This is a genomic window from Streptomyces sp. NPDC048671 (genome assembly GCF_055587045.1).
Map to the genome: position 1 here is coordinate 1 of NZ_JBVJHB010000017.1, position 13687 is coordinate 13687.

At 71.7% G+C, this 13687-nt stretch carries 11 protein-coding genes; 9 read left to right on the top strand and 2 right to left on the bottom strand.

The window, feature by feature from the left end; translation table 11 throughout:
- Nucleotides 1-223: 223 nt before the first annotated feature.
- From ACZ6S6_RS30230 to ACZ6S6_RS30240, 3 genes are all read left to right on the top strand, one after another.
- Nucleotides 224-838 carry a hypothetical protein gene (locus ACZ6S6_RS30230; protein WP_362961455.1) on the top strand — a complete coding sequence of 205 codons (615 nt, stop codon included), beginning with the start codon at nucleotides 224-226 and terminating at the stop codon, nucleotides 836-838.
- On the top strand, nucleotides 835-1086 hold the full coding sequence (locus ACZ6S6_RS30235) for a helix-turn-helix domain-containing protein (RefSeq protein ID WP_362961457.1): 252 nt from the start codon (nucleotides 835-837) through the stop codon (nucleotides 1084-1086). The genes ACZ6S6_RS30230 and ACZ6S6_RS30235 overlap by 4 nt, the downstream gene beginning before the upstream one ends.
- A 1681-nt stretch (nucleotides 1087-2767) precedes the next feature.
- Nucleotides 2768-3241, top strand: a complete 474-nt coding sequence (locus ACZ6S6_RS30240) for a hypothetical protein (RefSeq protein WP_362961459.1) — start codon at nucleotides 2768-2770, stop codon at nucleotides 3239-3241.
- A 102-nt stretch (nucleotides 3242-3343) separates the two neighbouring features.
- Here ACZ6S6_RS30240 and ACZ6S6_RS30245 read toward each other — a convergent pair whose 3' ends face one another.
- Both ACZ6S6_RS30245 and ACZ6S6_RS30250 read right to left on the bottom strand, forming a co-directional pair.
- A complete protein-coding gene (locus ACZ6S6_RS30245) occupies nucleotides 3344-4558 on the bottom strand; it encodes an NAD(P)/FAD-dependent oxidoreductase (RefSeq protein WP_469707901.1) in 1215 nt (404 codons plus the stop codon).
- A gap of 94 nt (nucleotides 4559-4652) precedes the next feature.
- Nucleotides 4653-5600, bottom strand: a complete 948-nt coding sequence (locus ACZ6S6_RS30250) for an RNA polymerase sigma-70 factor (RefSeq protein ID WP_469707903.1) — start codon at nucleotides 5598-5600, stop codon at nucleotides 4653-4655.
- Nucleotides 5601-5654: 54 nt separating this feature from the next.
- On the opposite strand from ACZ6S6_RS30250, the gene ACZ6S6_RS30255 reads away from it, so the two are divergent.
- The 6 genes from ACZ6S6_RS30255 to ACZ6S6_RS30280 all read left to right on the top strand — a co-directional run bounded on the left by ACZ6S6_RS30255 (nucleotide 5655) and on the right by ACZ6S6_RS30280 (nucleotide 13684).
- A complete protein-coding gene (locus ACZ6S6_RS30255) occupies nucleotides 5655-6611 on the top strand; it encodes a DUF2797 domain-containing protein (RefSeq protein WP_469707905.1) in 957 nt (318 codons plus the stop codon).
- Between the two features lie 152 nt (nucleotides 6612-6763).
- Nucleotides 6764-7651, top strand: a complete 888-nt coding sequence (locus ACZ6S6_RS30260) for an amidohydrolase family protein (protein ID WP_362961467.1) — start codon at nucleotides 6764-6766, stop codon at nucleotides 7649-7651.
- A gap of 148 nt (nucleotides 7652-7799) precedes the next feature.
- Nucleotides 7800-8540, top strand: a complete 741-nt coding sequence (locus tag ACZ6S6_RS30265) for a response regulator transcription factor (RefSeq protein ID WP_362961469.1) — start codon at nucleotides 7800-7802, stop codon at nucleotides 8538-8540.
- A 13-nt stretch (nucleotides 8541-8553) separates the two neighbouring features.
- Nucleotides 8554-10122 carry a HAMP domain-containing sensor histidine kinase gene (locus tag ACZ6S6_RS30270; RefSeq protein ID WP_469708110.1) on the top strand — a complete coding sequence of 523 codons (1569 nt, stop codon included), beginning with the start codon at nucleotides 8554-8556 and terminating at the stop codon, nucleotides 10120-10122.
- A 26-nt stretch (nucleotides 10123-10148) separates the two neighbouring features.
- Nucleotides 10149-11483: a bifunctional glycosyltransferase family 2/GtrA family protein gene (locus ACZ6S6_RS30275; RefSeq protein WP_469707908.1), complete on the top strand. Its 1335-nt coding sequence runs from the start codon at nucleotides 10149-10151 to the stop codon at nucleotides 11481-11483.
- The gene (locus ACZ6S6_RS30280) at nucleotides 11480-13684 is read left to right on the top strand and encodes a glycosyltransferase family 39 protein (RefSeq protein WP_469707909.1); all 2205 of its coding nucleotides are present in this window, start codon (nucleotides 11480-11482) and stop codon (nucleotides 13682-13684) included. Before ACZ6S6_RS30275 ends, ACZ6S6_RS30280 begins: the two co-directional genes overlap by 4 nt.
- The last annotated feature ends 3 nt before the right edge of the window (nucleotides 13685-13687 follow it).

Consider the following 13687-nt stretch of genomic DNA (forward strand, 5'->3'; position numbering starts at 1 on the left):
CGGCCCCGCGCCCCTCCCGGCGGGGCGCCCGGGTGGGGGGGTGGGGGTCGACGCCCGCGGATGGGGGGGGGCCCCCGGCGGGCCCCCCCCCCGCCCCCCCCCGGGGGGGGGGGGGGGGGGGGGGCCCCCCCCCCCCCCACCCCACTGGCGTTGGGGGTTCCCCTGCCCCCGCAACCTGCGTATCGTTTCTCGATAACATCGAAAAACGATACGGGGGAGTGCAGTGGAAGAGAACAAGAAGCTCCTTGAACCCATCGCGACGGTGGCTTCGGTGGCCCTGCGCCTGATCATGGGGCTGCTCATCGCCTGGTTCCTGCTCGCCATAATTCGTGGGGAGTGGGGCGGCAGCAGCGTATGCGTCACCGACTGGACATCCAACAGTTCCTCGTCCCCGAAGGCCTTCATTCCTGAACCCGGCGCGAGTGTCGACTCCGTTCCGCGCTACTGCGCAACGGACGCCACGACCGGGCAGAGCATCCTCGCCCACCTTGGCGCCCTGACCTCACTGGCCGCATGGATCGGAGGGCTGCACCTCCTCAACCGGCTCCTGGACGGTGCCTCCAACGCTGGCGTCCACACGGCGCAGACAGCTTCCAGGCTCCGCCTTTTGGGGTGGTGGATCCTGGCGGGGAGCATGATCGCGGAAAGCGTGTCCGCAGTGGCGCAAACTGCCCTGCTAGGCAGCCTCTCCCGCAGCGCTGACCTTAGCGCCGGCACCTGGATTCAATCCTGGAATCCACCCTATCTGGCCATCTTGACCGGGCTCGGACTCTTGGCCTTTGCCCGCATCACACGCGTCGGCTCCAGAATGCGAGAAGACCTCGAGGGGCTCGTATGACAGTTGAAGACAGTGATGGTCATGCGGTCGTAGTCCACCTTGACCAACTGCTACGGGAGTGCGGCATGACTCTTGCCTCCCTTGCCGACAAGGTTGGCATCACAAACGTCAACCTCTCGGTGCTGAAGAACGGCCGTGCCAAGGCCATCCGGTTCAGCACGCTGGCGCGCATCTGCGAGGTCCTCGAATGCCAGCCCGGAGACCTCCTCAGCGTTCAACGGGAGGATAACCGCGCGGACGAAAGGTAGGTGCAGCCAGCACCTCAGGCATCGAACCATCAGAACAGCTTCAGTACTCTAACGAGGAGGATTTCGTGTACGGAACCATGGACGTTGGCTCAAAGATTGCCATCATCGTGGCACTCGTACTTCTCGCCGCTCTAATAGTAGGCAGTGTCACATGGCTCAAGAGCAAAGATCGCTCCACCAGGGATGATTGAGTCCGGATCTCCCCACTACACGTAATAAGAGGGCGGCTTTGTCTCGCGGTCAGGGGCGGTACTCAGTCCCTGACCGGCCTGTAGAGCGACCTCGCCAACATGCCAGCGCCCACCAACTGAGCCGCGAACTCCTCCCGGGGCTGGCTGTCTCCCGGCGGCCATCCTGGGCAGCGCCCGCGACGTTACGCCGAAATGCTAAAGGCTCGCAGATCATTAACACGTTGTCTTGATCTTGTTGTGGGCCTCGCCGGTTTGAGTGAGGACCCGAGTCTGGAGGGCCGCAAGGGAGGTGGGCGGCGTTGTCGCGGGTGGGACGAACACGGCGGCGAGATCCTACGGCCGGCGGTCGTCGGCCAGCTCCGCCACGTCGTCGGTCTCCTTGGGAAGAAGTGCCCCGCGCCCATGCGGGACGGCTTGCACAGCATCGCGGCTGAGCGGAGCGCAACGTCGCAGGGCCGACCGCGAAGCGCAAGGGCCTGCCGCCGAATAACAGAACGGCCGAGCGGTGCAGAGACCGCCCGGCCGTAGTGACCAGCGGGTTATCACCCCGCCGATCCGAGATCCACCCATGTGAAGAGAAGGATTCGCGTTCGATCGTAGGGCCGGCATCCGCGTGGTGACCACTCCCACGCCCTGAGCCGTCCGCGACGGCCCCCTTCTCCGCGACGCCCGCGGTTCCACCGGCCGCCCCTCACCCCTCGGACTGTGATGCGCCACCCCACCGGCGCGGCCTCGTGCTGCGCTTCTCCGTCATGCCCGGATCCGGCATGGGCCCCCGTTCCCCGTGTACTCCAGGAGCTCGATGCGACGGCCTCCCGGCGCACCCGGCCGCGTGTGTGGCTGCGAGCGGTGGTGTGGCTCGTAGAGGCGGGTCTGCATCGCCGGGCAGGGGCGACGACGCTCGCCGTCGCGCGCGATCTGGCCGGGCGGATGGACTACCGGCTCGGTTCCGTGCTGTACGACCTGGAGGGCGCCGCCGCCCGGTGCGGGGTGTCGGCGGCGACGGTGAAGCGGCACGTCCGAGTGTTACGGGAGTTGGGCGCGCTGGTGTGGCAGCGGCACGGGACGAAGCGGAACCTGCACCTGCCCGGCCGCCGGTACGCGGGCACGGCGACGATCCCGGCCGTGTACGACACGGCGATGGGTCACCGCCTGGAGGGCGCCGGATACGGGGCGAGGGTGAGCGGGGTGACGGACGCGGGCCGGACTCGTGCGGTGCAGAGCGCACAGGTGAAGCCCAAGCCCCGGCCTGTGGATAATTCGCCTGTTGGAAAGCGCGGTTCAGGCGGGCGTGCGCCCCATTCTTCCGGGCCCCACCACGACGTACGCAAGGCTGATGTGAGTGGGAGGTTGAACTACACCTCGCGCAGGCGCACGTCGTCCGGCCGTGTGCCACCGCGCTCCCCGTTCCAGGTCGCCCGTGACATCGCCGTCGCCCGGCAGGTGCGCCCCTCGTCGCCTGGACGCAGCACGAGGGGCTGCGCCGCCTCGTGTACGCGCTGCGCCCGCTCATCGACCGCGGCCTCGACGCCCGCGACATCGCTGCCGAGCTCCACGGGGTGGCCATCGGCCGGCGCCCGGCCCGTCCGGCGGCCCGCATCATCGCGGCCCTGGCAGTCGGCCGAGTGCCCGTGGGGCGTAGGGGCGCGAACCCGCCCGAGGCGTTCAGCCGTGCCGTGACCGACGTGCGGGAGACGTCGGCCGAGTCTGCCGGGGGCGTGGTGCCGGTGGGGGCCGACGGCGCGTCGTACGGAATCGAAGGGCTGACGCGTACGGAGGTCGTCCAGTTGCGCTCGGCCGCCGCGACGGACCCGGGGCTGGTGCTCGCCGCCCTGGAGAACCCCGGCGAGCGGGACACCCGCCGTCTGTACACGAACCGGCTCGTGGACGAGGTGCTGCTGTACGAGTTCACCGGGGTGCGCCGTGGGCGTACCGGCGCCCGGCACGATCCTGCCCTGACGTGACCGGTGTGGAGGGCGAGCGGATCCGCTCTGCTCAAGCGGTACCGGGCGCGGAGGCGCTGGGTCTCCGTGCCCGGCATCGGCACCGGCCCGGCTTGCCGCGCGTCAGGCCTCGGCGTTGGCGGTCGCGGCCTCCTGGGGCTGCTGCCCGGCCCGGACGACCGGGCGGCGGCGGGTCGGCATGCCGAAGGTCGGGTTGGCGACGCCCCAGGCCGCGCCCTTGCAGACCAGTTCCTTGTAGAACGCGGCGAATCGGCCCGTCACGGCGGCCCGGACGGCGCGGTCGTCGGCGGTGACGTACTGGATCAGGCCCTCCTTGCGGCCCAGTGAGATGCACTGGTTGAAGTAGCGGAGCGGTGTGTTCGGGAGCTTGCCGCCGGTCAGGCGTGCCGCGATGCCGTCGGCGGCCTGCCATGCCGTGGGGATGCCCGAGGCGCACGACATCCGCAGCGGCTTGTCGCCGGGGCCCATCGCCATCGCCGCGTCGCCGATCGCGTACACGTCCGGGTGCGAGACCGAGCGCATGGCTCCGTCGACCACGATCTGGCCGGTGCCGGTGACTTCCAGGGCGGTGGCCTTCGCGATCGGGTGGACGGCGAAGCCCGCCGTCCACACCGTGACCGCGCCCGGGACGGACGTGCCGTCGGCGGTGGTGACGTGGTCGGGCTCGACGCCGGTGACGGCGGTGTTCTCGTGCACCGTGATGCCGAGCTTGTCGAAGACGTGGCGCAGGTGCCGGCGGCCCTTGGGGGAGAGCCAGTCGCCGAGCCCGCCGCGGGCGGCGAGGGTTACGTCGAGGTCCGGGCGGGACTCGGCGATCTCCGTCGCGGCCTCCAGGCCGGTGAGTCCGCCTCCGACGACGACCACGGGCTGTCCGGCCTCCAGGCGGGCCAGCCGTTCGCGCAGCCGGAGTGCGCCGGGGCGGCCGGCGATCTCGTGGGCGTGCTCGGCGGTGCCGGGGACGCCCTGGGTGTTCCAGCTGCTGCCGAGGGCGTACACGAGGCTGTCGTACGTCAGCTCCTGCTTCTGCTCCTCGGCGCTGTTCGCTTCCGTGACAGTGACTGTCCTGCGGTCGACGTCGATGCCGGTGACCTTCGCGAGCCTCAGCTCGACCCCGGTCCCCGCGAACATCTCGCTGAAGGGCCGGGGCCTGAGGTCCTGGCCGACCGCCAGTTGGTGCATCCGGACCCGCTCGACGAAGTCGGGCTCGGCGTTGACGAGGGTGATCGCGACGTCTTCGCGGCGCAGGCGCTTGGCGAGGCGTCCGGCGGCGACGGCTCCGGCGTATCCGGCTCCGAGAACGATGATTCGATGCTGCATTTCCCTGCTCCTGTCTCGCGCGGGTTCGCCCCTTGAACCGGGCGGCCCGCCGTTTTCTGACACGAGTGGAGTGTGATGCGCGTCACATTTGGAGTTAGAAGGCGTTGAACAAGGGGTCTCCGTGGCCGCCGGCGGCCGCCCACCGCTGGGTCGCGCGTTCGAGCTTGTCGGGGTTGACCTGGTTAAGGATCGCGGCGATGCCCTCGGCGGTGATCTCCAGGCACATGATCCCGATGACCCGGCCCTCGAAGACCGCCACGATGGCCGGGGCGCCGTTGGCGGTCGTGACGTAGACCCCGGGTGAGCCGCCGACCAGGGCGCGCTTGGCCTTGCCGGGTTTGAACAGGCCTCGCATGAACGTCGCGACCGCGAGGGCGCCCTCGAACGCCTTGGCGCGGGCCGGGACCTTTCCGCCGCCGTCGCCGACGGACACGGCGTCCTCGGTGAGCAGCCGTACGAGCGGTTCGGTCCGGCCGCTGGTGGCGGCCGTGAGGAACTCCTCGACGATCCGCCGGGTGGCGGCCTCGTCGACCTCGGTGCGGGGCTTGCCCTCCGCGATGTGCTTCTTGGCGCGGTGGAAGATCTGCTGGCCGGCGGACTCGGTGATGTCGAGGATCTCGGCGATCTCCCGGTGCGAATGGCCGAACGCCTCGCGCAGCACGTACACCGCCCGCTCGTTGGGCGAGAGGCGTTCCATGAGGGTGAGCACCGCGTACGACACCGATTCGCGCTGTTCGGCGGTCTCGGCGGGGCCGAGCATCGAGTCCCCGGCGAGCAGCGGTTCGGGCAGCCACTGGCCCACATAGGTCTCGCGCCGGGCACGGGCCGAGGTGAGCTGGTTGAGGCACAGGTTGGTGAGGACCTTCGTCAGCCAGGCCTCGGGGACCTCGATCCGGTCGGCATCGGCGGCCTGCCAGCGCAGGAACGTGTCCTGCACGGCGTCCTCGGCCTCGCTCGCCGAGCCGAGGAGACGGTAGGCGATGGCCTCCAGGCGGGGCCTGGCGGCCTCGAACCGGTCCACGTCCTGCACGGTCAGGTCCATGGCGCGAATCCTAGTCCCGAGCCCGTTGTCAGTGGCCGGTCGTAGGGTTCACGTATGGAGTGGCAGTGCACCGGGCTCCGGTGGCCCGAGGAACGGGGTGGTCCCGTGCTCGGGTGGCGGAAGGGGCGCGAGGTCCGGGGGAGCGCGCTGGCGTACGGGGCCGGGTTCGGGTTCCGCGCCGAGGGGGTGCGGGGTTGCGCCGGGGCCCGGGGGAACGTGTGTCCGGTGGGGGCCGTGGTGGCGGCGCGGAGCACCGGGGGCCGGTGTCCGGAGTGCGGGCGGCTGGACCGGGCCCATTCGGTGGCGGCCGACACGATTCCCGATGACCCGCGTACCTACCGCGTGTACCTGGCCTGGTTCGGGCCCGGGATGGTGAAGGTGGGCATCACGGCCGAGGCGCGCGGGGCGGCCCGGCTGCGGGAGCAGGGCGCGGTGGTCTTCAGCTGGCTGGGGCGGGGTCCGTTGATGGCGGCGCGCCGGGCCGAGGAGTTGCTCCGGGCCGCGCTCGGGGTGCCGGACCGGATTCCGTACGCGCGAAAGCGGGCGGTGCGGGCGGAGCTCCCGGGGGCGGCCGAGCGGGCCGGTGAGGTGGGCGAGCTGTACGGGCGTGCCGTGGCGCTCGACGGGGGCGGCTGGCCGGAGGCGCTGGAGCGGCTGCCGTTCGAGGCCGTCGACCACGCGGGGATCTTCGGGATCGGTGAGGTCGGAGAGGTGGGTGGGCTCGGTGGAGTTGGTGGTGGGGGCACTGGGGTCGGTGGGAGTGGCGGAGGCAGTGGGAGTGGTGGGGTGGTGCGGGCGGTGACCGGGCTGGTGGGCGGGGGTGCGGTCGCGGGGTGGCTGGTCGCGGCCGCCGGGCCCGATCTGCATCTGGAGACCGGTGCGGACGGCACCGTCGTGGTGGACACCCGGCTGATGACCGGCTGGGCGCTGGTGGCGGCCGGCCCGGAGGCCGGGGTGAGTGTGCCGACCGTCGGCGTCGGGGGCGGCGTGTCGCAGGACGGGCTGTTCTGAGATCGTCGGACGGACGGGCGGACGCATCGTCGGGCGGACGGGCGGACGGGCGGACGGGCGGACGGGCGGACGGGCGGACGATCGTGCGGTCGGGGCCGGGCGGAGACCGCGCCCGCAGGCGATCGGATCATCGGAGAAGAAGAGGGTGCCGGATGAGTAGTGAGGACCTTGCGGGCCGCGACGACGTGGTGCGGTTCTGGGAGCGGCTCGGGCTGCCGGGGCTCATCGACGTCCATACGCACTTCATGCCGGAGCAGGTGCTGCGCAAGGTCTGGGCCTACTTCGACTCCGCCGGTCCGCTGACCGGGATGGAGTGGCCGATCGCCTACCGGCACGACGAGGACGAACGGCTCGCGCTGCTCCGTTCGTTCGGCGTGCTCCGGTTCACCTCGATGCTCTACCCGCACAAGGCGGGCATGGCGGCCTGGCTGAACGGCTGGGCGGCCGGGTTCGCCGACCGGGTGCCCGACTGTCTGCACACCGCCACCTTCTTCCCGGAGGAGGGCGTGGAGCGGTACGTGGCGGAGGCGGTCGGGGCCGGGGCGCGGGTCTTCAAGTCGCACCTCCAGGTCGGGGCGTACGACCCGAACGATCCGCTGCTGGAACCCGTGTGGGGGCTGCTCGCCGAGGCCGGGGTCCCGGTCGTGATGCACTGCGGGTCCGGGCCGGCCCCCGGGAAGCACACCGGGCCGGAACCGATCGGACGGCTGCTCGCCAGGCATCCCCGGCTGCGGCTGATCGTGGCCCACATGGGGATGCCGGAGTACGCGGAGTTCCTGGCGCTCGCGGAGGCGTACCCGCAGGTGCGGCTCGACACGACGATGACGTTCACCGACTTCACGGAGGGCTTCACCCCCTTCCCGATGGCGGAGCGGGGGCGGCTCGCGGCGCTCGGGGACCGGATCCTGCTGGGGACGGACTTCCCGAACATCCCGTACCCGTACGCCCATCAACTGCACGCCCTGGAGCGGCTGGAGCTCGGGGACGACTGGCTGCGGGCGGTCTGCCACGACAACGCGAAGGCGTTGTTCGACTGCTGAGCCGAGCCGGTCCTGCTGAGCTGAGCCGGTACCGCTGAGCCGAGCCGGTACTGCTGAACCGGGCCGCCACCGCCTTTCTCGGGCTTTCTCAGGGAATTCACAGAATCGGGAAAGAACTCTCTCAGGGGCGTCTCACAGGGTTGGGGCCATGACGACGACCACCTCGCCCCAGGGGCGCACCGAACTGCTCAGGCCGGACCGCAGCCCCGTCCGGGTCCTGGTCGTGGACGACGAGGCCCCGCTGGCCGAGCTGCTCTCCATGGCGCTGCGTTACGAGGGCTGGGAGGTGCGCAGTGCCGGGGACGGTGCCGGCGCGGTCCGTACCGCCCGTGACTTCCGGCCCGACGCGGTGGTCCTCGACGTGATGCTGCCCGACATGGACGGGCTCGCCGTCCTCGGCAGGCTGCGCCGGGAGCTCTCCGACGTACCGGTGCTGTTCCTGACCGCGCGGGACTCCGTCGAGGACCGGATCGCCGGGCTCACGGCGGGCGGCGACGACTACGTCACGAAGCCGTTCAGCCTGGAGGAGGTCGTGGCCCGGCTGCGCGGGCTGATCAGGCGGTCGGGTACGGCGGCGGTGCGCAGCGAGTCGACGCTCGCCGTGGGCGACCTGATGCTGGACGAGGACAGCCACGAGGTCAGCCGGGGCGGTGCCAACATCCACCTCACCGCGACCGAGTTCGAGCTGCTGCGCTTCCTGATGCGCAATCCGCGCCGGGTGCTGAGCAAGGCGCAGATCCTGGACCGGGTCTGGAATTACGACTTCGGCGGCCAGGCCAATGTCGTCGAGCTGTACATCTCGTACCTGCGCAAGAAGATCGACGCCGGCCGGACGCCGATGATCCACACCCGGCGCGGGGCGGGATATCTCATCAAGCCCGGTGAGTAACCGCGTGCGACGGCTGCGGAAGGGGCCGTGGACGCTGCGGACCCGGCTCGTCGTCTCCGCGGTGACGCTGATCGCGGTCGTCGCGGCCGTGATCGGCTCGGTCACCGCCATCGCCTTCCACAGCTACATGTACGGAAAGCTCGACGACCAGCTGCGCGACATCGTGGTCCGGGCCGAGCGGCTGCCGGGTGCGCCCGGACCCGGTGGGCTCAAGAACAAGGAGCCGCTCGGGTTCATAGGCGGGGGAGGCCAGCCGTTCAACACGTTCGGCGTCGTCCTCGCGGACGGCGCGGTCACCGACTCGGTGGTCGTGAAGGCCGGCGGGCCCGGCGTGCAGCCGAGCAACGAGCCGCTGACCGGCGCCCAGCAGCATGTGCTGGAGACGGCCGGTGTCGGCACGGACCGGCACGCGCACGACGTCGAGCTGCCCGGACTCGGCGGCTACCGGGTGGAGTCCGTCTCCATGAGCGACGGCACGACCGTCCTCGTCGGGATTCCCACCGCCGAGGTGAGCAGGGCCCTCAGCACCCTGATCCTCGTCGAGGTCTGTGTGACCGGGGCCGGGCTCATCGCCGCCGGGATCGCGGGCGCCGCCATCGTCACGGTCGCCCTGCGGCCGCTGCGCCGGGTGGCCGCCACCGCGACGCGGGTCTCCGAGATACCGCTGCACAGCGGCGAGGTCGCCCTGTTCGAACGGGTCCCGGAGACCGAGGCCGATCCGCGTACCGAGGTCGGCCAGGTCGGCGCGGCCCTCAACCGGATGCTGGGCCATGTCGGTTCGGCCCTGGACGCGCGGCAGAAGAGCGAGATGCGGGTCCGGCAGTTCGTCGCCGACGCCAGCCACGAGCTGCGCACCCCGCTCGCCTCGATCCGCGGATACGCCGAACTGACCCGGCGCGGACGGGAGAACACCGGCCCCGACACCCGGCACGCGCTGGGACGGATCGAGTCCGAGGCCGAACGCATGACGGGCATGGTGGAGGATCTGCTGCTGCTCGCCCGGCTGGACGCCGGACGGCCGCTCTCGTACGAGAGCACCGATCTGTCACCGCTCGTCATAGACGCGGTGAGCGACGCCCGCGTCGCGGGCCGGGCGGCATCCCCGGAGGGGCCGGGGCCCGCGCACCACTGGCGGCTTGAGCTGCCCGAGGCGCCCGCGACCGTACGGGCCGATCCGACCAGGATTCAGCAGGTGCTGGTCAACCTGCTGGCCAACGCCCGTACGCACACCCCTCCCGGCACCACGGTCACGGCCCGGGTGCGCGCGGGAGCCGGGTATCCCTGGGTCACCCTGGAGGTCCAGGACGACGGGCCCGGTATCCCGGCGGAGCTGCTGCCGCACGTCTTCGAACGGTTCGCTCGCGGGGACGCCTCGCGCTCCCGGCACGCCGGGTCGACGGGGCTCGGCCTCGCGATCGTGCAGGCCGTCACCGCCGCGCACGGCGGTCTCGCCGAGGTGCGGTCGGTGCCGGGGGACACGGTGTTCGCCGTCCATCTCCCGGCGGACCCCGGGCACGCGGGATCCACGCCCGGCGCCCCCGCGCACTCACAGGCGGACCACAGGCTCAGCACACGGGTGTGACAGCGCGGTTGGCGAGTGTCGATGTCATGCGAACCGACACTCCTTGGGGCACCCTGCCGGCCCGGGAACACCTCCTGGCCGGTGCGGGCGACACGGCAGGTGCCCCCGTACTCGATGTGGTGGTACCCGTCTACAACGAGGAGAAGGACCTCGAACCGTGTGTGCTGCGGCTGCACGACCATCTGGCGCGCACCTTCCCGTACGCCTTCCGGATCACCGTCGCGGACAACGCGAGCACCGACCGGACCCCGCAGGTGGCGCGGCGGCTCGCGGCGGCGCTTCCCCGGGTGCGGTCCTTCCGGCTGGAGGAGAAGGGCCGGGGGCGGGCGCTGCGTACGGTCTGGTCGCACTCGGACGCCCCGGTCCTCGCCTACATGGACGTGGACCTGTCCACCGACCTGAACGCGCTGCTCCCGCTCGTCGCCCCGCTGATCTCCGGCCACTCCGACCTGGCCATCGGCTCGCGCCTCGCCCGCAGTTCACGGGTGGTGCGGGGGACGAAGCGGGAGTTCATCTCGCGGGCGTACAACATCATCCTGCGCTCGTCGCTGGCCGCCCGGTTCAGCGACGCGCAGTGCGGGTTCAAGGCGATCCGCCGCGATGTGGCGCAGCGGCTGCTGCCGATGGTCGAGGACACCGGCTGGTTCTTCGACACCGAGCTGCTGGTGCTCGCGGAGCGGGCCGGGCTGCGCATCCACGAGGTGCCGGTCGACTGGGTCGACGACCCCGACTCGACGGTCCACATCGTGCGGACCGCCACCGAGGACCTGAAGGGCGTCTGGCGGGTGGGGCGCGCGCTGGCCGTCGGCGCGCTGCCGCTGGACCGGCTGGCCCGGCCCTTCGGTGACGACCCGCGCGACCGGGGGATCGGCGGGGTGCCGCGCGGACTGGCCCGGCAGCTCGTCGGGTTCTGTGTCGTGGGCGCCCTCTCGACCCTCTTCTACCTGGCCCTGTACTCGCTGTTCCGGCTGGGCGTCGGCCCGCAGCTCGCCAACGGGGGCGCGCTGCTGGTGTCGGCCGTCGCCAATACGTCGGCCAACCGGAGGCTCACGTTCGGGGTACGCGGCCGGGGCGGAGCCGTACGCCATCAGGCGCAGGGCCTGGTGGTCTTCGCCATCGGCCTCGCGCTGACCAGCGGTTCGCTCGCCGCGCTGGGGGCGGCGAGCGGAGCGCCCTCGCACTCCACCGAGCTCGCCGTGCTGATCGCGGCCAACCTCGCGGCAACGGTGCTGCGCTTCCTGCTCTTCCGCGCCTGGGTCTTCCCGGACCGCGACGGTGCTCCGGGCCTCCCGGCCCCCGTCCCGGCTCCGGCCGCCGCCCCGGCCGACGACACCCGCAACGACCTGAGGAACGTCCGATGACCACGCTCCACCCCGATCATCTCCCGTCCCCGCCGGACGCGCCCCCGCCCTCCGCCCCTTCCGTGAACCACGGGCGCCCCGGCCGGTCGTTGCCGCAGCGCGGGTGGCGGGGCCGGCCCGAGGACCCCCGCTGGGCGCGTCCGGCCTTCCTCGGCATGCTGCTGGTCATCACCGTGGCCTACCTCTGGAACCTCAGCGCCTCCGGCTACGCCAACTCCTTCTACTCCGCGGCCGCGCAGGCCGGCAGCCAGAGCTGGAAGGCCTTCTTCTTCGGCTCGCTGGACTCGGCCAACGCCATCACCGTCGACAAGCCCCCGGCCACCCTGTGGCCGATGGCCCTGTCGGTGCGCGTCCTCGGCCTCAGCTCCTGGGCGATCCTGCTCCCGCAGGTGCTGATGGGCGTGGCCACGGCCGGGGTGCTCTACGCCGCCGTGCGCCGCCGGTTCAGCGCCGCCGCCGGGCTGATCACCATGGCGGTGTTCGCGCTGACGCCCGTCGCCGCTCTCATGTTCCGCTTCAACAACCCGGACGCGCTGCTCGCGCTGCTGATGACCGTCACGGTCTACTGCGTGCTGCGCGCGATGGAGGACGGCCGCACCAAGTGGCTGGTGTGGGCGGGCGTCGCGGTCGGGCTGGCATTCCTGTCCAAGACCCTTCAGGCGTTCCTGATCCTGCCGCCGCTGGCGGTGCTGTACGCGGTGTTCGCACCGGTCTCCGTACGGAAGCGGTTCGGCCAGCTGGGGCTCTCGGCGCTCGTGATGGTCGTCGCGGGCGGCTGGTGGGTGGCGATCGTCGAGCTGTGGCCCGCCTCCTCACGCCCGTACATCGGCGGCTCGCAGAACAACTCGTTCCTTGAGCTGACCTTCGGCTACAACGGGCTCGGCCGGATCAACGGCGAGGAGACCGGCAGCGTCGGCGGCGGGGGCGGCCCCGGCGGCGGGTCCGGCGGCGGGTCCGGCGGTCAGTGGGGCGAGACCGGCATCGGCCGGATGTTCAACTCCGAGATCGGCGGCCAGATCTCCTGGCTGCTGCCCGCCGCCCTGATCCTGCTGGTCGCGGGCGTCTGGCTGACCTGGCGGGCCAGGAGGACGGACACGGTCCGGGCGGCCTTCCTCGCCTGGGGCAGCTCGCTGCTGATGACCGCGGGCGTGTTCAGCTTCATGGCCGGCATCTTCCACCAGTACTACACGGTCGCCCTGGTCCCCTACATCGCGGCGCTGATCGGCATGGGCGTCACGGTCCTGTGGGAGGAGCGGTCCCGCTGGTGGGCGGGGGCCACGCTCGCGCTCACCGTCGCCGCGACGGCGCTCTGGTCGTACGTGCTGCTGGGGCGGACCCCGGACTACCTGCCGTGGCTGCGGCCGACCGTACTCGTCGCCGGGCTCGTGGGCGCGGTGGGCCTGCTCCTCGCGGCCCGGCTGGGGCGCCAACTGGCCCTCGCCGCCGTGGGGCTGGGCTTCGCCGCCTCGCTGGCCGGCCCGCTCGCGTACACGCTGAACACGCTGAACACCGGACACCAGGGCTCGATCGTGACGGCCGGCCCGTCCGCCGGCGGGATGGGCGGATTCGGCGGCGGTGGCGGGCGCGGCGGCCCCGGCGGTGGCATGCGGCCCCCGACCGGCGGCCAGGGCGGACAGCCCCCGACCGGCAACCAGCAGGGCCAGGGGCAGGGGCAGCCCGGTACATCGCAGAAGGGCGGGCAGCAAGGCCAGCAGCCGGGTCAGCAGCAAGGAAAGCAGCCCGGTGCCATGCCCGGCGCGGGCGAAGGCTTCCGCGGAGGTGGCCGTGGCGGTGGCGGTGGCGGTGGCGGCATGGGCGGGCTGCTCAACGGCGCGTCCGTCGACGCCGCGGCCAAGAAGCTCCTGGCCAAGGACGCGGACGACTACACCTGGAGTGCCGCGGCCATCGGCTCGCAGAACGCCGCCAGTTACCAGCTCGCCACCGGTGACCCGGTGATGGCGATCGGCGGCTTCAACGGCAGCGACCCGTCCCCGACGCTCTCCCAGTTCAAGAAGTACGTCGAGGACGGCCGCATCCACTACTTCATCTCCAGCGGAGAAGGCGGTGGCGGTATGGGTGGCATGGGCGGCGACAGCGGTACCTCGTCGAAGATCTCCACCTGGGTGGAGGCGAACTTCAAGAAGGTCGCGGCAGGCAGTGCCACGTTCTACGACCTGACCCAGCCGGCGAAGAACGGCTGAGGC